Consider the following 23,311-nt stretch of genomic DNA (forward strand, 5'->3'; position numbering starts at 1 on the left):
CCCCGCTGGATTGATGGTCGCGCTCGCCGTCTCACTGGCGTAGCGGCGGCTCACCGTCCACTACGCTCGCTCGTCGGCTCGCCGCTCCAATTTTTGGTCGCGCTCACCTCCTCACTCGCTTCGCGGGCGGCTCGTTCCTCACCGCCCACTACGCTCGCTCGTCGGCTCGCCGCTCCAAGAGGTCAAGGCCGATGTCGAGCGCCGCCGCGGAATGCGTCAGCGCTCCCACCGCAAGGTAGTCGACTCCGGTCTCGGCCACATCTCGGGCCCCGTCCAACGACAGGCCACCGCTGGCCTCCAGCGTGGCCCGGCCCTCGGTCAGGCGTACGGCCTCGGTCAGCTCGGCGATGCTCATGTTGTCCAGCAGGATCGAGACGGCCCCGGCCGCCAGCGCCTCGCGTACCTGCTCCAGCGTGTCGCACTCGACCTGAACGTGCAGGTCAGGAGCGCGTACGGCGGTGAAGGCCGCGGTCACCGAACCCGCCGCCGCGACATGGTTGTCCTTGATCAGCGCCGCGTCCTGGAGGGACAGGCGGTGGTTGACGCCGCCGCCGCAGCGGACCGCGTACTTCTGCAGGGCCCGCAGGCCGGGCAGGGTCTTGCGCGTGTCGCGGACCTTCGCCCCGGTGCCCTCGATCGCGTCCGCCCACCGGCGGGTGAGCGTGGCGACGCCGGACAGGTGGGTGAGGAAGTTCAGGGCGGTGCGTTCGGCGCGCAGCAGCCCGAGGAGAGGGCCCTCCACCGACAGCAGGATGTCGCCGGGGGCGACGCGGTCACCGTCGGCGGCGAGGGACTTCACCGAGAGCCCCAGCGTCTCGAACACGAGCGCGGCGACCGGCAGTCCGGCGACCACACCCGGCCGCCGCGTCACCACGTCCGCGCCGGCCCACGCGTCCGCGTCGAAGATGGGTTCGCTGGTGACGTCCCTGTCCCCGTCCTCGGCGAGCGCGACACGGACGAGGTTCTCCACAGCCTGTGGATCGAGCCCGGACTCGGTCAGCCAGGTCGCCGATTCGGCTCTCATGCGTCTCTCCGATCATCATGGCGGAACGTCGTGGTGAGACTCTCGCCGTCCTGCACCGAGACCAGGTGCCCGCGCCAGCCCTCGGACGCGTCGGGGAAGTCCGACCGCCAGTGGCTGCCGCGCGTCTCCTCGCGCCGCCGCGCCGCCGCCACGATCAGCGAAGCGACGCCGTGCAGGTTCGTGGCCTCCCACGCCTCGGTGCACGGCCGGTCCGACCTGCGGTCCGCCAGCGCGGCGAGCGCGGCGGCGGCACGGTCGAGGCCAGGGCCGCTTCGCAGCACGCCGGAGTCGGCGGTCATGATCCGCTGCACCTCGGTGCGTACGTCCGGGTCCAGCAGGGCCGACGCGGGCGCCCCGGCGGCCCCCGATGGCGCCGGGACCCCCGCGTCGAGGTCGGCGGTCAGCACCCGCCCGATTCGCTCGGCGAACACGAGCCCTTCGAGCAGGGAGTTGGAGGCGAGGCGGTTGGCGCCGTGCACGCCCGTACAGGCGGCCTCGCCGCAGGCGTACAGGCCCGGCAGGGACGTGCGCCCCCACAGATCGGTGCGGACGCCGCCGCTCGCGTAGTGCGCGGCCGGCAAGACCGGGATCGGCTCGTTGACCGGGTCGATGCCGTGCCGCTCGCAGGCGGCCAGGATCGTGGGGAACCGCTGCGCCCAGATGCGCGGTCCGAGGTTACGTCCGTCGAGGTAGACGCACGGCTCGCCGGTCTCCCGCATCCGCTTCATGATCTCCTTGGCGACGACGTCGCGCGGGGCGAGATCGGCGAGAGGATGCCGGCCGGTCATGAACCGCTCGCCCGCGCCGTCGACGAGGAACGCGCCCTCGCCGCGTACCGCCTCGGAGATCAGCGGCTGGCGGCCACGCGCGTCCGCGCCGAGCCACATGACCGTGGGATGGAACTGCACGAACTCCACGTCCGCGATCTCGGCGCCGGCACGCAGCGCGAGCGCCAGTCCATCGCCGGTGGAGACCTCCGGGTTCGTGGTGGCCTCGAAGACCTGGCCGAGCCCGCCGGTGGCGAGGATCACCGCGCGTGCGCGTACGGCGCCGACTCCGTCGCGCTGGCCCTCGCCCATGACGTGCAGCGTCACCCCGGCGGCCCGGCCGCCGGCGACCACCAGGTCGAGCGCGAGCGCGTGCTCGATGACCTCGATGCCGGCGTCCTTGGTCGCGGCGAGCAGCGCCCGGCTGATCTCGGCGCCGGTGGCGTCGCCGCCCGCGTGGGCGATGCGGCGGCGCAGATGGCCGCCCTCGCGGGTGAGCGCCAGGTGACCGTCGCCGTCGCGGTCGAAGTCGGTGCCGAGCGCGATCAGGCCGCGTACGGCGTCCGGGCCCTCGGTGACGAGCACGCGTACGGCCTCGGGGTCGCAGATGCCGACCCCGGCGGTGAGCGTGTCGTTCAGATGGTCCTCGGGAGAGTCACCGGGGTGCAGGGCCGCGGCGATGCCCCCCTGCGCCCAGCGTGTCGACCCGTCGTCGAGGAGTGCCTTGGTGACGAGGAGGACCCGCCCGGCCGTACGGGCCCGCAGAGCCGCGACCAGGCCCGCGATGCCCGATCCGATCACGACGATGTCGGTGTCGATGGTCCAGCCGGGTTCGGGGGCGGTGAGACGTCGAGGGAGCATGGAGCCCTCCAGAGAAGGCGGGAGGCGAGTTCTCGTCAATCTGACTCTAACTCCTCGCGCAAGCGCCTGATTCCTCCGGGGGCGCGGTTGGTGCTCCCGTCGCAGATCGTGATCTTGATGCCCGGCGAAGGCGGCGACGGCTGGATCGCTAGGCCATCCAGCAGTACAGGGAGTGACCCCGCCCGGCGGCGGTGCGGGCCAGGTTCGCCAGCTCGCCCAGGAGATCCCCCACCATTTCCGGGTCGAATACCTCGCCTTCCTCGGCCCGTTCCTGGATCCACAGCTCGCCGACCTCGGCGAGACGGGCCGGCGCGGCACCGGCCAGCGCCCCTCGAAGCGCACCCGAGGCGGCGAAGACCACTGGGCCGCCATCTTCACCGGGGTCGGCGACCATACGCGGCTCACCGGCCGAGACGAGCGCCTCGAAGCTTCGTCCCGTGAAGATGCCCTCCCACTCGATCACGGCCTCCGCGGCATCGAAGTTGCCGGCGTCCAGCGACTCGAAAAGGCCGGTCGGGCCGCGATCGACGATGGCCGCCGCCGAGGTGTCATCGGGGGCCACGAAGAACTTGATGATGATGCTCATCCGCGCATGATGCCCGCTCGTACCGCCCCATGGCACCGGGCATGACTGACAGTGAGAGCGTGACGTGCCGCCGGATGAGGCGCGAAACGAGGAGGCCTGATGACGGAGATACGGCAGCGGGTGGGAGCCTTCTGCGATCGGTACGGACTTCGGGTGCCGATCCTGCAGGCGCCGATGGCCGGGACCTGCCCGCCCGGCCTGGCCATCGCGGTCGCCGAGGCCGGTGGGATGGGCGCCGGCGGCATGGTGCGGGACAACCCGGAGCGCATCGCCGCGTGGGCGGAGCGGTTCCGTGCCGGCTCGTCCGGGGCCTTCCAGCTCAACATCTGGGTGCCCGGCCCCCCTTGCGAGGACCGGGACCGGGTCGAGGCGGCCCGCGCGTTCCTCGGGCGCTTCGGCGCTCCCGGTGAGCCCGGCGGCGGATCATCCCCGGTGTTCCGCGACCAGTGCGAGGCGATGCTGGCCGCCCGCCCGACGGCGATCTCCTCGATCATGGGGCTGTTCGAGCCGGACTACGTCCGGCGGCTGCACGCCGACGGCATCGCCTGGTTCGCCTGCGCCACGACGCTGGATGAGGCGCTTGCCGCCCAGGAGGCCGGCGCGGACGCCATCGTGGCGCAGGGCATGGAGGCCGGCGGTCACCGTGGCGGCTTCGACCAGGACGCCGCCGAGCGGACCCAGGTCGGGCTGGTCGCCCTGCTCCCGCGGTTCGCCGACCACCTGGACGTGCCCGTGGTCGCCGCCGGCGGGATCGCCGACGGACGCGGCGTGGCGGCCGCGCTCGCGCTCGGGGCCAGCGCGGTCCAGGTGGGTACCGCGCTGCTGCGCTGCCCGGAGACGGGCATCACCAAGGAGTGGTCGGCGGCACTGGACGGGCTGGCTCCGGAGGCCACCGTGACCACCCGCGCCTACACCGGCCGGCCGGCACGGGCGGCGCCCACGCCGTACCTGGCGGCGTGGACCGAGGCCGGCGTGCCACGCCCCGCGCCCTACCCGGACCAGCGGCGGCTGGTCGACCAGTGGCGGCGTGGCGGTGCCGGCCGCGTGGACAAGGCGAGCCACTGGGCCGGGCAAAGTGCCGCGCTGGCCACCGAGGAGCCGGCCGGCGCGGTGGTCGCCCGGATGTGGCGAGACGCCTCGGCCCTGCTCGCCTGAGGAACGGTCAGGTACGGAGCGCGTCGCCGCGTACGGTCTCGGTGCCCGGGACCGGCTCGGCCGGGTCCGAGCCCAGCCCGATGATCCGGTTGCCCCGGTCGACGTGCACGACCTTGGGCGAGAACGCGCGGGCCTCCGCGTCGGTCATGACCGCGTAGCTCATGATGATCACGAGGTCGCCGGGGTGGACGAGCCGTGCCGCGGCGCCGTTGAGGCCGATCACGCCGCTGCCGCGCGGGCCGGCGATCAGGTAGGTCTCCAGCCGCGCGCCGTTGTCGATGTCGACCACCTGCACCTGCTCACCGGGGAGCAGGTCCGCCGCGTCCATCAGGTCCTCATCGACGGTGATGGAGCCCACGTAGTGCAGGTCGGCCTGGGTCACGGTGGCCCGGTGGATCTTCGACTTGAACATCGTGCGGAACATCAGGGCGACTCCGGAGACGGGACGGGTGCGAGGTACAGGTGGACGTTGTCGATCAGATGGGTGGAGCCCACACGGCCCGCGACGGCCAGCACGGCCGGGCCCACGTAGTCCTCGCCGACCTCGTGGAACGTCGTGGGATCGACGAGGACCAGGTAGTCCAGCTCGAGTGGCGGGTCGGACTCGGTCGCGTCGGTGAGGATGGCGTGCGCGGCCTCCAGGACCTTGGCCGGCCCGTCGGGCGCCGCGACCGCTCCCACACCCAGGGCCAGCGAGAGCGACAGGGCGGTGACGCGCTCCGGCGGGGACAGGTAGCGGTTGCGGCTGGACAGCGCGAGGCCGTCCTTCTCGCGTACGGTCGGGCAGCCGTCGACCCATACCGGGATGTTCAGGTCGGCGACCATGCGACGGATCATCGCGAGCTGCTGGGCGTCCTTCTCTCCGAAGACCGCGATCTCCGGCTTGACCATGTTGAACAGCTTGAGGACGACGGTCAGCACGCCGTCGAAGTGGCCCGGCCGGGTGGCGCCTTCGACGATCGTCCCCATCTCTCCGGAGCTGACCGTCACGGCGGCGTCGCCGTCACCGGGAGGGCCGTCGGGGTACATGACGTCCACGGTCGGCGCGAAGACCAGCCCCACGCCCTCCTCGGCGCACATCGCCAGGTCCTCGGGGAACGTGCGCGGATAGCGGTCGAGGTCCTCGCCCGGCCCGAACTGCAGCGGGTTGACGAAGATGCTCACCGCGACGGTGCCGGCCAGCCCGCGCGCCCGGCGGATCAGCGACCGGTGCCCCTCGTGCAGCGCTCCCATCGTGGGCACGAGCGCGATGGTCCCGAAGGAGGAACGGGCCGACAGGAGTTCCTCACGGGTGCGGGCGATGACGAGCGTCATGGCTGGTTCCCTTCGCCACTCCGCTCGGGCCGCTCGGCGAGTACGTCGAGCAGCCGTTCCGCGGCGTCCGGTTTGAGCAGGCCCGCGGCGAGCGCGCGGTCGGCGGTGAGCCGGGCCAGCGCGACGTACGCGCCGCGCGCCTCCGGCGAGACGCGGTCCAGCTCGGCGACGTGTCCCGCGACCGTGCCCGCGTCGCCGCGGGCGACCGGCCCGGTCAGGCCCTTCGCGCCGAGCCGCAGGGCGTTGTCGAGAGCGGCGCCGAGCAGCGGGCCGAGCATGCGGCCGGGGTTGTCGACGCCGACCCTGCCGAGCAGGTCCATCGACTCGACCACGAGGGTCACGAGGTGGTTGGCGCCGCCCGCCAGTGCCGCGTGGTAGAGCGTGCGCCGGTCCTCGGGGATCCAGACGGGCTCGCCGCCCATCTCGACCACGAGGGCCTCGGCGACCGGCCGCAGCGGGTCGGGCGAGGTGACGCCGAAGCTGATCCCGGCGAGCCGGTCGATGTCGTCGGGACGGCCGGTGAAGGTCATCACCGGGTGCAGCGCGAGCGGCAGGGCGCCCGCCCGCGTCGCCGGGTCGAGCACTCCGGCGCCGTACCGTCCGCTGGTGTGCGCGAGGAGCTTGCCCCGCACGTCGACGTCGGTGGTGATCAGACCGCTGACCAGCGAGGGCAGCGCGTCATCGGGCACGGTGAGCAGGACGAGGTCGGCGGCGGCCACGACCTCGGGCACCGGCAGCAGCGGGACACCGGGCAGCCGGTCACCCGCGCGTTCACGGGAGGCGTCGGACACCCCGGAGGCGGCCACGACCTTGTGGCCGGCGAGGCCGAGCGCGCGGCCCAGCGCCGAGCCGACGCGGCCGGCGCCCACCACGCCCACGGCGAGGCGCCCCGGGCGCTGGTCAGAAGCGCTCATTCGTTCGTTCCAGTCCTTCGTGGGTACCGGACGGTCCGGCACAGCCTACCTTCGGGGAACGTTCCGCCACCGCAGCCGGTATTCCCCCGATCACGCCGCAGGGCGGCGTAGGGAGATTGTCTCCCCTACACCGCCCCATGCGGTAAACCACGCTCACTCGCTCGCGAGCGACTCCACGATCGACGCCTTGGCCGCACGCCGGCCGGGGATGACGGCCGCGAGCAGGCCCGCGAGGCCCGCGACGACGACGAAGGTGAGAACGCGCAGCACCGGGAAGCCCAGGACGGCTCCGTCGAAGATCGAGCCGAGCGCGGCCCAGCCGAAGCCGGTGCCGAGCACGACGCCCAGCAGCGCGCCGATCACGGCCATGATCACGGCCTCCAGCGAGAGCATCCAGCGCAGTCCCCGCCTGGTCAGGCCGAGGGCGCGCAGGAGGGCCGACTCCCGGGTGCGCTCCACCACGGACAGGGTCAGCGTGTTGGCGATACCGATCAGCGAGATGATGATCGCCAGTCCCAGCAGCGCTCCCACCAGCAAGAACATCTGGTTGAGCGCCTTGGTGAACTCCGCCTTGATGTCGGCGAGACTGCTCACCTTGACCATCGGGTACGCCTTGGTGGCCTCCTCCACCACCCGGCGGGACTCATCCGCCGAGACGCCCTTCTTGGCCATGATGGCGACCGACGTGTCGTCCTTCGCTCCGAAGGTGTGCGCGAAGTCCTCCTCCGTGATCACGACGGAGGGGATCGGGGCCTCGTCGCTGAAGATGGCGGCGACCTTCAGCGGGATCGCCTGGCCGCCCGCGCTCAGGCTCAGCCCCCGCCCGACCCCGACGCCGAGGGACATGGCCTGGCGCTTGGCGAGCGCGACGGTGCCCGGCCGGAGATCGGTGATCGAGCCGGCGACCAGCTTCGGCTTGACCGTACGCCCCAGGGAGCCGTCGGTGACCGCGCCGATGTCCAGCTTGTGCCCGGACAGCCGCCCGTCGGCCGTGCGTTCCTCGATGACGTCGGCGAGCTGCGGCTTCGTGCGCAGGTCGGCGGCGGCCTGGCGCGGGATCGGCCGATCGCTGCCGGTGGTCAGCTGGTAGTCCACAGGGAACTGGGTGTTCAGCTTGGAGTCCGCCGTCGCCTGCATGGAGACCAGCGCGACCGAGAACATCGTCATCAGCGTGACGCCCACCGTGAGGGCGATGGTCGTGACCGCGGCGCGCTTGGGGTTGCGGCCCGCGTTCTCCCCGGCCAGCCGCCCGGGCACGCCCATGTAACGGGCGGGCAGCCAGCCCACGACGCGGCTTAGCCGCCGGACGATGATCGGGCTGAGCGCGACGACCCCGAGGAAGGTCAGGATCGCGCCGCCCAGCACGAGCAGGAACGGTCCCTGACCGGCCGGCTCGATCAGCGCCAGCCCGATGAGCGCCAGCCCGGCGAGCCCGGTAAGGCCGCCGATGATCGTGCGGAACCTGCTCGCACGCCCCGTGACCGGCCCTTCCAGCTGGCTGCGCAGCGCCGCGATCGGCGATACACGCGTGGCGGCGCGTGCGGGCAGCAAGGCGGAGACGACCGTGATGACCATGCCGGCCAGCATGCCGGCGACGATCGGCGTGGGTGACACGGTCACCGGGCCGGCCGGGGAGTTGTCGATGGAGGCGAAGAGCGCGGCGCCGCCGTTGCCGAGGCCGATGCCGACGAGCACGCCGGCCGCCGAGGCCACGAAGCCGACGATCAGCGACTCGGTCAGCACGCCACGGAAGATCTGCGCCTTGCTGGCGCCGACGCACCGCAGCAGTGCCATCTCGCGCGTCCGCTGGGCGACGAGGATGTTGAAGGTGTTGTAGATGACGAGTGCCGAGACGAACAGCGCCACGATCGCGAACGCCAGGAAGAACACCGCGATCTGGTCGGCCGAGACGCCGGATGAGGCGGACAGCCGCTTGGCGAGCTGGTGGCTGGTGAACACGTCGTACGAATCGCCGGCGGCCGACGCCACCTCGTCGCGCAGCCGCCCGTCAGCGGTGCCCGGAGCGGCCTTGACGTCGATCTCGGTGAAGCCCCGCTCGCCGGTCATCTCGGTCGCGGCCGCGGCGGTGAAGCCGACCGCGCCGCGATAGGCGATCTCCTGGTCGACGCCGAAGTCCATCAGGCCCGAGACCGTGAACGACCGCTGCCGGTCCTGATGGTCGAGCACCTTGACGGTGTCCCCGACCTTGAAGCCGGAGCGCTGCGCGGTCTTGGTGTCGAGCACGACCATGCCGGCCGTCGTGGGCAGGCGGCCCGCCTTGAGCTGGTAGCGCTGCAGGGCTCCGGTGGAGATGGACAGGCCGAGCGTGGAGCTGTCGCCGTAGACCTTGCCGTCCTTTCCGATCAGCGGGGCGGTGCCACGGACCAGGCCTTGGGCGTCCTGGACGCCGGGCAGACCCTTGGTCCTCGTGAGCAGCGCGACCGGTACGCCCTGCTCACTCCCGGTGTCCTTGCCCCGTACCGCCACGGAGACCTTGTTCGCGGAGGCGGTGAACTGCTGGTCGAAGCCGGCCTTCATCGTGTCGGTGAGCACGAACGTGCCGGACACGAACCCGACGCCGAGGGTGATGGCGAGCGCGGTGAGGACCAGTCGCACCAGATGGGCGCGCAGGCCGGCCAGTGTCGTCTTCAGCACCTCAGGCCTCCAGTCGCTTCAGCGCGTCCAGCACGGAGTCCGGCGTCGGCCGGTACATCTCGCCGGTGATCCGGCCGTCGCGCAGGAACACCACCCGGTCGGCGTATGAGGCCGCCACCGGGTCATGGGTGACCATCACGATGGTCTGTCCCATCTCGCGCACCGACGAGCGCAGGAAGCCGAGCACCTCGCCGCCGGAGCGTGAGTCGAGGTTCCCGGTCGGCTCGTCGGCGAAGATCACCTCGGGCTGGTGGATGAGCGCACGTGCGCAGGCCACCCGCTGCTGCTGGCCGCCGGACAGCTCGCTCGGCCGATGCGACAGCCGGTCACGCAGGCCGAGTGCGCCGACGACCTTGTCCATCCACAGCTGGTCGCGCCGGCGGCCGGCCAGGTCCAACGGGAGCCGGATGTTCTGCTCGGCGGTGAGCGTCGGCAGCAGGTTGAAGGACTGGAAGATGAAGCCGAAGCGGTCGCGGCGGAGCTGGGTCAGCTGCCGGTCGTTCAGGCGCGTTAGCTCGACCTGCCCGAGGCTCACCGAGCCGCCGTCAACCGTGTCCAGGCCGGCCAGGCAGTGCATGAGCGTCGACTTGCCAGAACCCGAGGGCCCCATGATCGCCGTGAACGCCCCATGGGCGAAACCGACGCTGACGCCGCGGAGGGCGTGGACTGCGGCGTCGCCGGAGCCGTACACCTTGGTCACCTCGCCGGCGGCGACGGCGGGCGACGCGTTGATCGCGGTACTGGTCACGGATGACTCCTTGATCACTGAGCGGGGACGTGACCAAAGCTAGGGACGGGCGGGGTCCCTGCCATCGGCCTGGCGGCCAGGCGTGTGTCACTCTTCGCGTTGATCCGTGTGCGACCTGAGGTGGACGAAAACCCCCGCACGGTAAGCCGTGCGGGGGTCGTCGTTCGGGGTGTCGCCTGATGCGGCCGGCCGTCACCGGCGCTGGGTCATGAGACCCAGTTGTGGTGGTAACCGTGGTGGTACTGCCCGCTCGACGCGCCGCCCCGGCAGCCCGCCCGGCTGAGGCCGAGGACCGCGACGGAGTTGCCGCAGATGTTCACGGGGATGGAGACGGGGACGATGAACTGGTTGCCGGAGAGCACGCCGCCGTTGCCGCCGCCCATGCCGGCGTTGGCAGGGGTGGCGAGGAGCAGGGCACCAGAGGCTGCGGCCGCCACGATGCCGGCCGCGGTGAGCTTTTTGAGCACGTGAATCCTCCCGTACATGGAGATTCGCGACCGCCCGTAAGGCGGCCGATACGTACGGTAGTTATCCAGGCACTCTCTGCTAACGGCAATCGATCCGTCAATCACGTAACGTAATCGTTACTTAGCGTCACCGTTCTGCCCGCTTTTGATGAGGCCCGTCTCGTATGCGAAAACCACCGCCTGGACGCGGTCGCGCAGGCCCAGCTTGCTCAGGATCCGCCCGACATGCGTCTTCACGGTGGCCTCGGAGACGTACAGCATCTCGGCGATCTCACCGTTGGACATGCCTCGCGCGACGAGCTTCAGCACCTCGCCCTCACGGGCGGTGAGCGTCTCCAGCGCCGCGTTCGGCTGCTGGTCCTCGTCGGGGATGTGCTGCACGAAGCGGTCGATGAGCCGGCGGGTGGTGCTCGGGGCGACGACGGAGTCGCCCGAGCTGACCGCGCGAATGGCCTCGATCAGCTGCTCCGGCCGTGCGTCCTTCAGCAAAAAGCCGGCCGCCCCGGCCTTGAGCGCCGCGAAGGCGTACTCATCCAGGTCGAACGTGGTCAAGATGATCACCTTGGGCCCGTCGGGGCTCGCACAGATGTGCCGGGTCGCCTCGATGCCGTCCATCCGTGGCATGCGCACGTCCATCAGCACGACGTCGGTCGTGGTGGAGCGCAGCACCTCCAGGGCCTGGCGGCCGTCGGACGCCTCACCGGCCACCTCGATGCCCGGCTGGGCGTCGAGCACCATACGGAAGCCGGTGCGCACGAGCTCCTGGTCATCCACCAGCAGGACGCGGATGGTCATGGGCATTCCTCTGTCCGCTCGGTCACGCCTTCACTTCTTCTTTCACCCGCAACCGCGCGATGACCTCGAAACCGCCGCCGGGGACGGGTTCGGCGCTCACCTGCCCGCCGTAGACAGCGGCGCGCTCGCGCATGCTCAGCAGGCCGTGGCCCCGCCCGTCCGAGAAGGTCGCGCCCCGCCCGTCGTCGCGGACCCGTACCTCGATCGCTTGGTCACCGTAGTGGAGGTCGACCCACGCGCTCGCCGACGGACCCGCGTGCTTCATCACGTTGGTGAGGGCCTCCTGGACGATCCGGTAGACGGCCAGCTCCATGCCGCCGGGCAGCTCGAGGACGGATCCCCGCACCGCCAGTTCGACCGGCAGCCCCGTGTTGCGCATCTGCCCGACCAGCTCGGAAAGCTGGTCGACGCCCGGCTGCGGTGCGAGAGCGGCCTGGCCGTCGCCCTCACGGAGCACCCCGAGCATCCGGCGCATCTCCGTGAGCGCCTGCCGACCGGTGGTGCCGATCGCCTGCATCGCGCGCTTGGCCCGCTCGGCGTCGGTGTCCACCGTGAACGAGGCCCCGTCGGCCTGGATCACCATCACGCTGATGCTGTGCGCGATCACGTCGTGCATCTCCCGCGCGATCCGGGCCCGCTCGGCGGCGGCGGCGACCTCGGCCTGCGCGTCGCGTTCGCGTTCGAGCCGTTTGGCCCGCTCCTCCAGGCTCAGGGTGTACTTGCGGCGTGTGCTGATGTACGAGCCGGCCAGCCAGACCGCCCAGACGCCGATCGACGTGGGCAGGAGCGACTTCCACTCGGCCTCACCGGCTCCGCCCAGGCTGACCTGGCTGTAGGTCGCCATCGTGAGGCCGGCCTCGACGACCAGCCCCGCCGCGAACGCCCATCGGAAGGCACACTGCGCGGCGATGGTGTACATGGCGATCAGGACCGCGAAGTCGTTGACGCCGATGCCGATCCCGAGGAGCCACTGCCCGAACGCCACCAGGGCGATGAGCGCGAACACCGCTCGCGGCCACCGGCGCCGCCAGATCAGCGGAACGCACATCACGAGCGCCAGCGCGAGGTGGATCGGCAGGGAGATCTCGTGAGGCAGCCCGTTTTTGTAGAACTCGACGTATCGAGGCCGGACCGCCAGCGCCAGCGCGATGAGCGGCAGCATCAGCGTCAGATCCACGAAGGTCTGGTGCCGTCGCAGCCAGGCGAACACTCGGGCGAACATCGCCCCAGCGTATTTACCTTCAGGTCGACGCGCGTCAGTCCCAGGTCGGAACCCGCGTACGACCAGGGGGGCACACGGTACCGTCGATAGCGTGAGTCAGGTCGGATGGCGGACGGCGATGGAGCGGGCGCTGTACGGACCGGACGGTTTCTATACGCGCGGCGAACGCCCCGCGGCCCACTTCCGTACCTCGGTCCACGCCTCGCGGCGGTTCGCCGAGGCGGTGGTACGGCTGGTCGCCGAGATGGACGACGCGCTCGGACGGCCGGCGCGGTTCGACCTGGTCGACGTCGGCGCCGGTTCCGGTGAGCTCCTCACCGAGATCCTGGCGGCGGGCGGACTGTCCGGGCGGCTGCGCCCGATCGCCGTGGAGGTCGCCCCGCGCCCCGACGGGCTGAGCCCGGCGATCGAATGGCGCGACCGCCTGCCGGACTCGATCACCGGGCTCGTCATCGCCAACGAATGGCTCGACAACGTGCCACTCGATGTCGTCGAACTCACCGGCGACGGGCTACGGCTCGTCGTGGTCGACCCGGACACCGGAGCCGAGCTGCCCGGCCCCGTGCCGTCCGCCGAAGACGCCGCCTGGCTGGACCGCTGGTGGCCGCTGCGCGAGCCCGGCGACCGCGCCGAGATCGGGCGGCACCGCGGCGCGGCGTGGGCCTCGGTGATCAGGCGGCTGGACGGCGGCCTGGCCCTGGCCATCGACTACGCGCACGACCGCGAGTGCCGGCCCGCGTACGGCACGCTCACCGGCTACCGCGACGGCCGGTGCGTCTCCCCGGTGCCGGACGGCTCGTGCGACATCACCGCCCACGTCGCCCTCGACGCCTGCGCCGACGAGGGAGTCGGCGCCGGCGCCACGAGCACGCTGCTGACCACGCAACGCGCCGCCCTGCGGGCGCTCGGCCTGCACGGCACCCGGCCGCCGCTGGAGCTGGCACGCACCGACCCGCGCGCCTACCTCCTGGCGCTGCGCGCGGCGGGCGAGGACGCCGAGCTGATCGACCGTGAGGGACTGGGCGGGTTCGGCTGGCTGGTGCAGACCGTCGGTGTCGACGTGCCGCAGGTGCTGGCCGCCGCTACACCTCGACGTGAAGCGACTCCAGACCGCGCAGGATGAAGCCCGGCTTCCACTTCGGCTCGGTCCTCAGCCGCAGATCCGGTGCCGCGCGCAGCAGGGCGCCCATCGACTCGGTCAGCTCGATCCGTGCCAGCGGGGCGCCCAGGCAGAAGTGAATGCCCGCGCCGAAGCCGACGTGGGGGTTCGGGTCACGGGCGAGGTCCAGCGTCTCGGGCTCGGCGAAGACGGCCGGGTCGTGGTTCGCGGAGGCGAGCTGCAGGGCCACCTCGGCGCCGCGCGGCACACGTACGCCCGCCACCTCGACGTCCTCCAGCACCCAGCGCTCGAACATCGGCGCCGGAGTGTCGTAGCGGAGCAGCTCCTCGACGGCCGTGGGGATCAGGCCGTGGTCGGCGCGGAGGCGCTCCAGCTGGTCCGGGTTGCGGAGCAGCGCCCACCAGGCGTTGCCGGTGGCGTTCACGGTCGCCTCGTGGCCCGCGTTCAGCAGCAGCACGCACGTGCCGACCAGCTCGTCCTCGGTGAGGCCCTCGACCGCGGCGAGCGCGCTGATCAGGTCCTCGCCCGGGTCGGCGCGCCGGGCGCGCGCCAGGTCGCGCAGGTATTCGGAGAACTCCACCGAGGCGCGTACGGCGGTCCGCTGCGTCTCGTCCGGCGGATCCAGCTCGTACATGCCGCAGATCTGGGCCGACCAGGGACGCAGCAGCGGCTGGTCCGCCGCGGGGATGCCGAGCATCTCGGCGATCACCGTCACCGGCAGCGGCTCGGCCACCTCGGCGAGCAGGTCGCCGCCGCCGCGTTCGGCGAGCCCGCGCGCGAGCTCTCCGGCCAGCTCACGGATGCGGGTCCGCAGGCCTTCGACCCTGCGCGGCGTGAACGCCTTGGACACCAGCCGCCGCAACCGGGTGTGGTCCGGTGGCTCGACGTCGAGCATGCCGGCACGGATGAGACGCCAGAACGGCGCCAGGAACTCCGCCTCCGGCGGCCGGCCGAACTCCTCATGGGAGGCGACGTGGAGGTAGGTGCGGCCGAGCCGGCGATCCCGCAGCAGCGCGTTGACGTCCTCGTGACGGGAGACCACCCACTGGCCGGTCGGCTCGTCGAAGTGGACGGGCCTGTCGCGGCGCAGCTCGGCATAGGCGGGGTACGGGTCGGCGACGAACTCCGGAGACCACGGGTCGTAGCTCATCTGGCCTCCTTCGCCGGGAGACGGCGCGTGTCGGCCCCCCGGCCTCGCTCGGTCATGTCAGGTGGCCCAGCGGTCGGTTCGCTGGTCGGCGGCACGGGCTCGGTGCGCGCGCCCGGCGGCGGACTCCACGATCGCCCTCGCCTCGCCCAGCTCGCGGTTCTCGGCGGCGACCTGCACCGGGCCGGGTGGCGCGTCGACGTGGACGGTGCCGAGGTTGAGCAGCCGCTGCAACGGGCCCGCCGTCAGGCGTACGCTCTGCGCCCGCGCGTGGGCGATCACGTCGAGCCGGTGGCACATCCGGCCCCGCCGGGTGACGAAGATGGCGTCGTCCGTGCCGGCCGCGCCGTTGCCGAACGGCGCCAGCCAGGACCGCGGCGCGGGCAGCAGCGGCACCGCCTCGGCGTTGGTGCCCGGGAAGACCAGGCCGACGAGCTGGAAGGCGATGTGCCGGGGCGCTACCGGCAGCAGCACCGAGGACAGGACCTGGCGTTCGCCGACATACCCGGCGACGGTGACGTCGAGGCGCGCCCAGCCGTACCCCCGCCACAGCAGCGGCTCGATCACCCGCACCGCCTGTACGCGGCCCGGCGGCACCGTCTGCATGCGCGTCTCGAACAGCCCGTACCGCAGCCGCAGGCCATCAGGTGACAGGGCGGCCTTGAAGCCACCGTGCATCAGCAGCGGTGCTATCACGCCGCGCGCCAGGCCGAGCAGCACGGGCAGCGCGGCGGCCAGGACCCCCGGCTCGCGATAGACCACGCCGAACGCCAGCAGCGCGACGAACAGGGTCAACGCGCCGATGACCGGCAGCTTCAGCAGCTGTGAGCCGAACAGTGAGCCGAAGCCGACCCGCCAGTACGGCCGCTCGGGCGCCTCGGGCGTGTGGCCCGGCAGCCCGGCGGCGCGGGCCAGGAGTTCGGCGCGCAGCTGCTCGCCCATCGACCGGCCCAGGTAGCGGAACTTGGTCTCGGCCTGGTCGCCGCCGGCCAGCTCGACGCGGACCTCGGCGAGCCCGAAGATCCGGGTGACCAGCGGGCGTACGACGTCGACCGCCTGGACACGTGAGAGGGGGATCCGGCGGTTGCGCCGACGCATGATCCCGGTCTCGACCACGAGGTCGTCGCCGTCGATGCGGAACTTCACCGACCACCAGGTCCAGAAGCCCACGAGCGCCGCGACGGCCGTGACCGGCAGCATGACCAGCACGAACCTCGCGAGCGACTGCGGGGTCAACAGCAGCGCGACGCCGTCGGCGGTCTGGGTGATCAACAAGGAGTACCCGCCGACGACGAACATGATCACCACGACGGACAGCGCGTTGATCACGGCCGTGGCCACGTGCAGGCGGTGCACGCCGACGGAGAAGTGCACCGGCGGCTTGGGCGGCGGGCCGTACGGGGGCGGGGCGCCGTACCGAGGTGGAGCGCCGTACGGGACGGGCCCGTACGGCGGCCCCTGCGGTGGGTCGTGACCCGGCCCGTACCCGGGCGGGGGCCCGTAGGGCGGTCCCATGCTCACAGCCCGATCGACCTCGATTCGCCCTTCTGCGCGAGGCGGTCGCGCAGGACGGCGGCGTCGCTGGCGGGCAGACCGGGGATGCGGGCGTCGGTCGCCGCGGCGGCGGTGTGCAGGCGCACCGTGGCCACGCCCAGCCACTGCTCCAGCAGCCCCGCCGTCACGTCGACGTACTGCATCCGGCCGTACGGCACCACGACGAGGTGCTTGATGAAGAAGCCGTGGGTGACCAGCAGGTCATCGGCGCGCTCGGCGAACCCCCACGAGCGGTAGACCAGCTCGGCCACGATCCAGCCCATCGCGCAGGCGACGATGATCGCCGCGAGCCAGATCAGCCCGCCCAGCAGACCGATCATGCGCGAGAGGACGAAGGCGCCGGCGATCGTCAGCGGCAGCGCCCACAACAGCACGGCGATGCGCCGGTGCCAGGTGAGCCGGGGCGACACCCGTGCCCACGTCATGCCGGACGGCGGGTCGAACGCCTGCTCCGCCCGGCCGCCGAGGGGCACCGGCGAAGGCCCCGAAGGGCCGCTGGACATGGGCGCCGGGGGCAGGGGCCCGCGCTGCGGCACCGGCGGGGCGCCGTGCGGCAGGATCCTCGGACTGCCCGGCGGCATGTCCTGTGGCTCGCCCGCGGTCGGGTAGCTCTCGTTCATCGCGACAAGTCAACCTTAAGTGGGCCGCATTCCGCGAGAGCAGGCGTGGCACGATGGTCCCCGTGACTACTGAGCGCATCGTGGGTGTGGGCACCGGGGTCAAGGACCTCGAGACCGAGGACATGACGCTCAACATCGGGCCACAGCACCCCTCGACACACGGCGTCCTGCGCCTGCGGATCACTCTCGACGGTGAGCGCATCTCGGCCGCCGAGCCGATCGTCGGGTACATGCACCGCGGCGCGGAAAAACTGTTCGAGGTCCGCGACTACCGCCAGATCATCGTGCTCGCCAACCGGCACGACTGGCTGTCGGCGTTCTCGAGCGAGCTGGGCGTCGTCATGGCGGTCGAGCGGATGCTCGGCATGGAGGTTCCGGTGCGCGCGATATGGGCCCGCACCCTCCTCGCCGAGCTCAACCGCGTGCTCAATCATCTGATGTTCCTCGGCTCCTATCCCCTGGAGATCGGCGCGATCACGCCGATCTTCTACTCCTTCCGCGAACGCGAGCAGTTGCAACGCGTCATGGAGGAGATCTCCGGCGGCCGGATGCACTACATGTTCAACCGGGTCGGCGGCCTGAAGGAGGATCTGCCCGCCGGCTGGCTCGGCCGGGTGACCGAGGCGGTGACCGCCGTACGCAGCGGGGTCGGCCAGATCGACCGGCTCATCTCCGGCAACGAGATCTTCCGCGCCCGCACCCGCGGGGTCGGCGTGCTGACACGCGAGCAGATCGAGCAGTACGGCGTGTCCGGCCCGATCGCCCGCGCCGCCGGCGTCGACTTCGACCTGCGGCGCGACGAGCCGTACCTCGCCTACGGGGAGCTGGCCGACGTGCTGCGCGTGCCGACCCGCACCGAGGGCGACTGCCTGGCCCGGTTCGAGTGCCTGCTGGAGCAGGTGTACGTCTCGCTGGATCTGGCCGACGCCTGCGTCGCCCGCCTGGCGGCGCTGCCACAGGGACCGATCAACGTACGGCTGCCGAAGGTGCTCAAGGTCCCGGAGGGCCATACGTACGCCTGGACGGAGAACCCTCTGGGCATCAACGGCTACTACCTGGTCTCCCATGGCGAGAAGACGCCGTGGCGGTTGAAGCTCCGCTCGGCCTCGTTCAACAACATTCAGGTGCTCGGCGAGCTGCTGCCGGGCAACCTGGTCGCCGACATGATCGCCATCCTCGGCTCGATGTTCTTCGTCGTGGGCGACATCGACAAGTAGCGCCGTTGGTCGCGGCAGTTATGGTGCTCCGGGGGCGATCAGGCCCGACTCGTACGCCGCGATGACGGCCTGCACCCGGTCACGCAGACCGAGCTTGCTGAGCACGTTGCTGACGTGGGTCTTCACCGTGTGCTCGCTGACCACCATGGCGACCGCGATCTCGGCGTTGGACAGGCCGCGCCCGAGGAGCTTCAACGTCTCCCGCTCTCGCGCCGTGAGATGGGTGAGCCCTTCCGGACGCGCGCTCGGCCGGGGCCGGCGAGCGGTCAGGTCGGAGATCAGCCGCCGTGTGACCGTCGGAGCCAGCAGCGACTCGCCCGCCGCCACCACGCGTACGGCGTGCACGAGGTCGTCGCGGCGCACGTCCTTCAGCAGGAACCCGCTCGCCCCGCCGTACAGGGCGTCGTAGACGTAGTCGTCCTGGTCGAACGTCGTCAGCATCAGCACACGGCAGTCGGTCTGCGCACAGACCATGCGAGCGGCCTCGATACCGTCGAGATTCGGCATCCGGATGTCGAGCAGGGCAACGTCGGGCCGATGCTCACGCACGGCCGCCAGCGCCTCGGCCCCATCGGACGCCTCACCGACCACCTCGATGTCGGGCTGAGCCTCGAGAATCATCGCGAACCCGCTACGGACAAGCTCCTGATCATCAGCGATGACCACCCGGATGGTCACAGGCCCACCTCCACACGCGCGCTCGGTACCGGGGCGGTCACCAGGTGGCCGCCTGGCGGTGGCGCCGTCATTCCGTGACCACCGGGCGCAGGACCGCTCTGCTCGGCGAGCATCCCAGAACCACCACCGACCGACCCTTCACCGCACACCATCGTCACAACACCCCGCCCGTGGCACGTAGTGCGCAAGACGGCATCGGCCAGGACCTGAAAGCGCGGGCCACCCGCCCGAAATCCGGCGAAAGTGCGGCAGCCGGATGTGAGGATCCGTGAGCGTACGGATGGCCAGAGCCCGGGTCAGCGACTCTCCGGACCGGCTCACTCCAGACGACAGAAGTGCCCGGTCGGCGGCGGAGAGCAGGTCGACACTCCAGGCCACCGCCGTCTCCAGCGTCTGATGCGGTGTGAGCGCGCTGCGCGGCACCGGGCCGAGCGCCGGACACCGGTCACGAAGCATCTCTAACCCTCCCCTGACCACGCCACCCCGGCCTGACACACCCCAGACCGACCCTCTCCCAGCCACGCCACCCCGTGCCCACATCGACGCTCCGGACCGGTCCACTTGGTTCCACGCCTCTTCCGCCCATTCACTTCGGGCACCCCCACTTCGGGCCGACCCCCTACGGCCCACCCACGGCCAACGCCGACCGCCCTCTTGGTCGCCCACGGCGCTCACGAGATCACTCCTGCGGGCGCGTAGGGCAGGGAGGCGGTCACGCGGTAGCCGCCGGGGATCGGTCCGGCCTGGGCGGTGCCGCCGCAGGCGGCGGCGCGTTCGCGAATGCCGACCAGACCGTTGCCCGAGCCGGCGGGCCCCGTACCTCCCCCGCCGTCGTCGGCGACTGTGATCATGAGGTCGGTCTCCCTCCACTGCAGGCGCACGGTCACCCGGGTCGCGGCGGCGTGCTTGAGGGTGTTGGTCAGGGCCTCCTGCGCGATCCGGTACGCCGCGACCTCGGCGTCGGCCGGGAGCCGGCGCGGCTCCCCTTCTGTCTGGAGGCCGACCGTCAGCCCGGGGGTGACACCGACCTGCTCGACCAGCCCGGACAGCCCGGCCACCGTGGGCTGCGGCGCCCGCATGCCCAGGTCCTGCTCGTCCTTGAGGACACCGAGCATCCGGCGGAGCTGGACCATCGCGTCACGCCCCGCCCCGGCGATGGCCTCGAACGCCCGCTCGGCCCGCTCCGGGTGCGTTCGTACGACGACCGGCCCCGCCTCGGCCTGCACGACCATGAGGCTCACGGCGTGGGCGAGGATGTCGTGCATGTCGCGGGCGATCCTGGCGCGTTCGGCGGTCGTCGCGCGCGCCAGGTCCAGCTCACGCTCGCGTTCCATCTCGCCGGCCCGGTGCGCGAGAGCCTGGAGCCGTATCTCGCGCCGCCTGGCCAGGATTCCCAGGACGTACGCGCCGGTCGTGGTGAGTACTCCGATGATGCTGGTCGTCAGGCTCCTGGAGGTGGCCAGGGCGGTCCCGCCGACGACGAGAAGCACGACGATCTGCTGCTCGCGTCTGCCTCCCCAGGCGATGGAGTACGCGGCGACGAGCATGCCCCAGGCGATCGGCTGGTTCGCCGCGTGGTGCACCTGGTTGTAGCAGAAGAGCGAGGCGAAGATCACCAGCAGGCAGAGCAGCGGGAATCGCCTGCGCCAGATGAGGGGCAGCGCCGAGGTCGCGCTGAACACCCATGCCCAGCGCGAGAACGGACCGGGCTGGCTCTCTCGCGGAATCACGAACGGCGCGTACAGAACGGCGAGGACCACCAGAGCGACGACACCGTCGGTGAGGTAGGCATCGCTGACACGCAGCCGGATGCTGGGGAGACGCACGTGCCCAGTATCCGGCGAGGTGACCGGGCCCCGCCTCACCCGCGCGACGGAGATAGGGCGGCCGACTCGCTCGTACGGGCGAGGGGTGAAGATCGGTGGGCTGGGCGATTCGCCCGGCCGCCTCGACGCCAACGATTGAGGCCATGAGAAAACATCTGGCCGCCATCGGCGCCGTCCTTGCCATAGCGGGCTCCGCGAGCACCGCCTCCGCCGCCGTACGCCCCTCCTCCGACCCGCTGCCACCCCTCGACCCGGCCGTGCTGCAGGCCGCGATCTCGGGGCTGCCGAACGCGACCGTGACGGGCGCCCTGATCAATGTGACCGGCTCGGCCGGCCAGTGGAGCGGCACGTCGGGAGTACGGGACGTCAAGTCGGGAAAGCCCGTCGCCGCCGATGGGAACTTCCGCGTCGGCAGCATCTCCAAAGTGTTCACCGCGGTGGTCGTTCTGCAGCTCGCCGCCGAACACGAGATCGACCTCGACCGGTCGGTCCAGCACTACATGCCCGGCCTGCTGCCCGCCTCCATACCGGCCATCACCGTACGCGAGCTCCTCAACCACACCAGTGGCCTGCCCGACGGCACCCTCGGCGGCGGCGACGCGCAGTGGTTCGTCGACCACCGCCTGGACAGCTGGACACCACAACAGATCGTCGCGGACGCCGTCAAGTACCCGATGAAGTTCGCCCCGGGCACGGAGCAGGATTACAACGGCACGAACTACTACATCGCCGGCATGCTCATCGAGCGGGTGACCGGAAACTCGTACGCCCAGGAGGTGCGGAACCGGATCATCAAGCCGCTGTCCCTGCACAACACCTACGTCCTGGACCGCCACGACCCCCGCCTCCCGGGCCCGCACTCGCACGGCTACGTCGCGCTCACCAAGGACGGAACGACGACCTTGCACGACGTCTCGGAGCAGAGCCCGTTCCCGTGGGCGGAGGGCGGCCTCATCTCCAACAGCGGCGACCTGACGCGGTTCGTCTCGGCGATCTTCAAGGGGCGGCTGGTGCCGTCGTCGGAGCTCGATGAGATGTTCACCGTCCCCAAGGTGAAGTACCTCGGCACCGACAACTGCGTCATCGGCCCGGATGCCGGCCAGGCCTGCTACAGCGCCGGCCTGATGAAGGCCACCATGCCCAACGGCCTCACGGGCTGGGGCAAGACCGGCTCAAGGCCGGGCTACACGAGCGGCCTGTTCGCCACCCGCGACCTGAGCCGCGTACTGGTCTACTCCATGAACCCGACAGGCAACAAGGACGGCTCGGAGATGCCGTACGTCATCAAAATCGCCTCCGCCGCCTTCGACCCAAGCCTGGCCGGCAACTGACGAGGCTCCCCAGCCCGGCCGCCCCCACGGGGCCGGGCAGCGTGGTAGCCGGGGTTGCAGTAGCCAGGGCTGCGGTAGCCAGGGCAGTGGTGATGGAGGGCGGCATGTGACGGCAGCAGTGACCGGAGACACGTCTGTCGCGCCGAGGCTGAGCGCTCGCTTAAGCGCTGTTCGCCTGCCTGTGTGTCCTATCCCTCCTCTCCCTGGGCTGCGTGATGATGAACTCACTCGATCCTCGCGCCCTCAAAATGTGCGGACAAGAGGGGTCCACAGGCTGTGGATAACTTTCACCATCTCAACGCCCCCCGTGCTGAGCGGGGGTGCGCGGCGTCGGCGGGATGGAAGGCCGGGTGGTGGCTGAGCGAGGGGACGCCACAGGGGCATGACGTCGTACGACGCCGCGCCACCGCTACCCCGCGACTGCGACCTCGCCCGCCGCCACCCCGGCACCCGCGTCACCACGCGGGCGTCGGGGAGATCCGGCGACCCGTACACCTGCTCCAGCAGCAGCCACTCGCACCGGACCAGGCAGTCGCCCTCGATGCGGATCGGCATGCACGGCACGTCGGCCAGGCGCCACCCCACGACCACGCCCTCGCCACCACCATCGCCACCACGGTCACGCCATCGCCACCCACGACCACGCCACCGCCACCGTTCGCGGCGAGTCGGTCCTGGCGGGTCACCGTTCTGGCGAGCTGCGCTGGTCGAGGGATCCGACCCAGCGGGCGACCTTTTCTTGGAGCTTCTTGGAGCGGCGGCACCGAAGACCGTCGTGCCGACGGTGGTGTCCACCCCGCCGGGACCGTAGTAGTCGGACGCTCCGCCGATAGGGACGGCCCGCGACCACGACCGCACGCATGCGACCTCGGCACTGCTTCGTCGCGGCGACTCGCGATGGCGCCCATGCGGCGCCGATCGGGTACGGCGGGGGCCGCTGCCACAGCTCGACTGCGCAGCGAGGCCGGAGCTACTCGGCGTCGAACGCCCTGACCACGCGCTTCGGGGCCGTCATGCGCCAGGCTTCCGTGACGAGTTCGCGGAGGTGGTCGGTACCGATGCGCTCGACGTCCACACCGATCCATCCGTGCTGCCCCACGTACGCCGGATAGGTGAACGTCTCCGGGTCCTCCGCGATCAGCGCGGACTGTTCGTCCTTCGTCGCCTTGACGCTCGCCCCCGTGCCGTCCGCCGACATCATGACGAAGATCTTGTCGCGTACCCGGAACGTCGCGCTGCCCCAGGTCTCGCGTTCCGACGCCTCCGGGAGGGACAGGGCGAGCTTGCGGAGGTCCTCACCTGTTGCCATC

19 protein-coding genes and 1 pseudogene are annotated in these 23,311 nt (G+C 71.4%); 4 read left to right on the plus strand and 16 right to left on the minus strand.

What is annotated here, in order from left to right; translation table 11 throughout:
* Positions 1-148 precede the first annotated feature (148 nt).
* Together FB559_RS12020 and FB559_RS12025 are read right to left on the minus strand one after the other, a co-directional pair.
* Positions 149-2,652: pseudogene (locus FB559_RS12020) on the minus strand (L-aspartate oxidase).
* Between the two features lie 148 nt (positions 2,653-2,800).
* Positions 2,801-3,238, minus strand: coding sequence for a hypothetical protein (locus tag FB559_RS12025; RefSeq protein ID WP_141955693.1), 438 nt, complete (start codon positions 3,236-3,238; stop codon positions 2,801-2,803).
* Positions 3,239-3,337: 99 nt separating this feature from the next.
* On the opposite strand from FB559_RS12025, the gene FB559_RS12030 reads away from it, so the two are divergent.
* Positions 3,338-4,393 (plus strand): NAD(P)H-dependent flavin oxidoreductase, encoded by a 1,056-nt coding sequence (locus FB559_RS12030; RefSeq protein ID WP_141955694.1) that lies wholly within the window; start codon positions 3,338-3,340, stop codon positions 4,391-4,393.
* A 7-nt stretch (positions 4,394-4,400) separates the two neighbouring features.
* On the opposite strand, the gene panD is transcribed toward FB559_RS12030, so the two are convergent.
* From panD to FB559_RS12070, 8 genes are all read right to left on the minus strand, one after another.
* Positions 4,401-4,817, minus strand: a complete 417-nt coding sequence (gene panD, locus FB559_RS12035; protein ID WP_141955695.1) for an aspartate 1-decarboxylase — start codon at positions 4,815-4,817, stop codon at positions 4,401-4,403.
* Complete coding sequence (panC, locus tag FB559_RS12040; RefSeq protein WP_141955696.1) at positions 4,817-5,707, minus strand: pantoate--beta-alanine ligase; 891 nt, start codon at positions 5,705-5,707, stop codon at positions 4,817-4,819. Before panC ends, panD begins: the two co-directional genes overlap by 1 nt.
* A complete protein-coding gene (locus FB559_RS12045) occupies positions 5,704-6,621 on the minus strand; it encodes a Rossmann-like and DUF2520 domain-containing protein (protein WP_141955697.1) in 918 nt (305 codons plus the stop codon). Before FB559_RS12045 ends, panC begins: the two co-directional genes overlap by 4 nt.
* Before the next feature lie 153 nt (positions 6,622-6,774).
* On the minus strand, positions 6,775-9,276 hold the full coding sequence (locus tag FB559_RS12050) for an ABC transporter permease (RefSeq protein WP_141955698.1): 2,502 nt from the start codon (positions 9,274-9,276) through the stop codon (positions 6,775-6,777).
* A gap of 1 nt (position 9,277) precedes the next feature.
* Positions 9,278-10,024 carry an ABC transporter ATP-binding protein gene (locus FB559_RS12055; protein ID WP_141955699.1) on the minus strand — a complete coding sequence of 249 codons (747 nt, stop codon included), beginning with the start codon at positions 10,022-10,024 and terminating at the stop codon, positions 9,278-9,280.
* Between the two features lie 206 nt (positions 10,025-10,230).
* Complete coding sequence (locus FB559_RS12060) at positions 10,231-10,491, minus strand: chaplin (RefSeq protein WP_141955700.1); 261 nt, start codon at positions 10,489-10,491, stop codon at positions 10,231-10,233.
* Between the two features lie 117 nt (positions 10,492-10,608).
* The gene (locus FB559_RS12065; RefSeq protein WP_141955701.1) at positions 10,609-11,286 is read right to left on the minus strand and encodes a response regulator transcription factor; all 678 of its coding nucleotides are present in this window, start codon (positions 11,284-11,286) and stop codon (positions 10,609-10,611) included.
* 22 nt (positions 11,287-11,308) lie between these two features.
* Positions 11,309-12,508: a sensor histidine kinase gene (locus FB559_RS12070; RefSeq protein ID WP_141955702.1), complete on the minus strand. Its 1,200-nt coding sequence runs from the start codon at positions 12,506-12,508 to the stop codon at positions 11,309-11,311.
* Between the two features lie 91 nt (positions 12,509-12,599).
* On the opposite strand from FB559_RS12070, the gene FB559_RS12075 reads away from it, so the two are divergent.
* Positions 12,600-13,631 carry an SAM-dependent methyltransferase gene (locus FB559_RS12075; RefSeq protein WP_342780928.1) on the plus strand — a complete coding sequence of 344 codons (1,032 nt, stop codon included), beginning with the start codon at positions 12,600-12,602 and terminating at the stop codon, positions 13,629-13,631.
* On the opposite strand, the gene FB559_RS12080 is transcribed toward FB559_RS12075, so the two are convergent.
* The 3 genes from FB559_RS12080 to FB559_RS12090 are packed head-to-tail and all read right to left on the minus strand — an operon-like array spanning position 13,591 to position 16,949.
* Positions 13,591-14,778 (minus strand): cytochrome P450, encoded by a 1,188-nt coding sequence (locus FB559_RS12080; RefSeq protein WP_141955703.1) that lies wholly within the window; start codon positions 14,776-14,778, stop codon positions 13,591-13,593. The two genes, FB559_RS12075 and FB559_RS12080, sit on opposite strands and share 41 nt — an antisense overlap.
* Before the next feature lie 57 nt (positions 14,779-14,835).
* A complete protein-coding gene (locus tag FB559_RS12085) occupies positions 14,836-16,290 on the minus strand; it encodes a PH domain-containing protein (RefSeq protein ID WP_141961643.1) in 1,455 nt (484 codons plus the stop codon).
* Between the two features lie 2 nt (positions 16,291-16,292).
* The gene (locus tag FB559_RS12090; RefSeq protein ID WP_246121536.1) at positions 16,293-16,949 is read right to left on the minus strand and encodes a PH domain-containing protein; all 657 of its coding nucleotides are present in this window, start codon (positions 16,947-16,949) and stop codon (positions 16,293-16,295) included.
* A gap of 53 nt (positions 16,950-17,002) precedes the next feature.
* On the opposite strand from FB559_RS12090, the gene FB559_RS12095 reads away from it, so the two are divergent.
* The gene (locus FB559_RS12095) at positions 17,003-18,166 is read left to right on the plus strand and encodes an NADH-quinone oxidoreductase subunit D (RefSeq protein ID WP_141955704.1); all 1,164 of its coding nucleotides are present in this window, start codon (positions 17,003-17,005) and stop codon (positions 18,164-18,166) included.
* Positions 18,167-18,184: 18 nt separating this feature from the next.
* Here the strand turns inward: FB559_RS12095 and FB559_RS12100 are convergent, their stop codons facing one another.
* Entirely contained in the window at positions 18,185-18,844 is a 660-nt protein-coding gene (locus tag FB559_RS12100) for a response regulator (RefSeq protein WP_141955705.1), read from the minus strand.
* 671 nt (positions 18,845-19,515) lie between these two features.
* The gene (locus FB559_RS12105) at positions 19,516-20,670 is read right to left on the minus strand and encodes a sensor histidine kinase (RefSeq protein ID WP_141955706.1); all 1,155 of its coding nucleotides are present in this window, start codon (positions 20,668-20,670) and stop codon (positions 19,516-19,518) included.
* A gap of 143 nt (positions 20,671-20,813) precedes the next feature.
* On the opposite strand from FB559_RS12105, the gene FB559_RS12110 reads away from it, so the two are divergent.
* Positions 20,814-22,001, plus strand: a complete 1,188-nt coding sequence (locus tag FB559_RS12110) for a serine hydrolase domain-containing protein (protein WP_141955707.1) — start codon at positions 20,814-20,816, stop codon at positions 21,999-22,001.
* Between the two features lie 970 nt (positions 22,002-22,971).
* On the opposite strand, the gene FB559_RS12115 is transcribed toward FB559_RS12110, so the two are convergent.
* Positions 22,972-23,310, minus strand: a complete 339-nt coding sequence (locus tag FB559_RS12115; RefSeq protein ID WP_141955708.1) for an MmcQ/YjbR family DNA-binding protein — start codon at positions 23,308-23,310, stop codon at positions 22,972-22,974.
* Between the last annotated feature and the right edge of the window lies 1 nt (position 23,311).

The sequence above is a fragment of the Actinoallomurus bryophytorum genome, from assembly GCF_006716425.1.
Taxonomy (GTDB): Bacteria; Actinomycetota; Actinomycetes; order Streptosporangiales; family Streptosporangiaceae; genus Actinoallomurus; species Actinoallomurus bryophytorum.

Bases quoted from the DNA above. Each gene is read 5' to 3' on its own strand.
- FB559_RS12025 (WP_141955693.1), bottom strand. From the start codon at position 3,238: ATGAGCATCATCATCAAGTTCTTCGTGGCCCCCGATGACACCTCGGCG.
- FB559_RS12030 (WP_141955694.1), top strand. From the start codon at position 3,338: ATGACGGAGATACGGCAGCGGGTGGGAGCCTTCTGCGATCGGTACGGA.
- panD (WP_141955695.1), bottom strand. From the start codon at position 4,817: ATGTTCCGCACGATGTTCAAGTCGAAGATCCACCGGGCCACCGTGACC.
- panC (WP_141955696.1), bottom strand. From the start codon at position 5,707: ATGACGCTCGTCATCGCCCGCACCCGTGAGGAACTCCTGTCGGCCCGT.
- FB559_RS12045 (WP_141955697.1), bottom strand. From the start codon at position 6,621: ATGAGCGCTTCTGACCAGCGCCCGGGGCGCCTCGCCGTGGGCGTGGTG.
- FB559_RS12065 (WP_141955701.1), bottom strand. From the start codon at position 11,286: ATGACCATCCGCGTCCTGCTGGTGGATGACCAGGAGCTCGTGCGCACC.
- FB559_RS12070 (WP_141955702.1), bottom strand. From the start codon at position 12,508: ATGTTCGCCCGAGTGTTCGCCTGGCTGCGACGGCACCAGACCTTCGTG.
- FB559_RS12080 (WP_141955703.1), bottom strand. From the start codon at position 14,778: ATGAGCTACGACCCGTGGTCTCCGGAGTTCGTCGCCGACCCGTACCCC.
- FB559_RS12085 (WP_141961643.1), bottom strand. From the start codon at position 16,290: ATGGGACCGCCCTACGGGCCCCCGCCCGGGTACGGGCCGGGTCACGAC.
- FB559_RS12090 (WP_246121536.1), bottom strand. From the start codon at position 16,949: ATGAACGAGAGCTACCCGACCGCGGGCGAGCCACAGGACATGCCGCCG.
- FB559_RS12095 (WP_141955704.1), top strand. From the start codon at position 17,003: ATGGTCCCCGTGACTACTGAGCGCATCGTGGGTGTGGGCACCGGGGTC.
- FB559_RS12110 (WP_141955707.1), top strand. From the start codon at position 20,814: ATGAGAAAACATCTGGCCGCCATCGGCGCCGTCCTTGCCATAGCGGGC.
- FB559_RS12115 (WP_141955708.1), bottom strand. From the start codon at position 23,310: ATGGCAACAGGTGAGGACCTCCGCAAGCTCGCCCTGTCCCTCCCGGAG.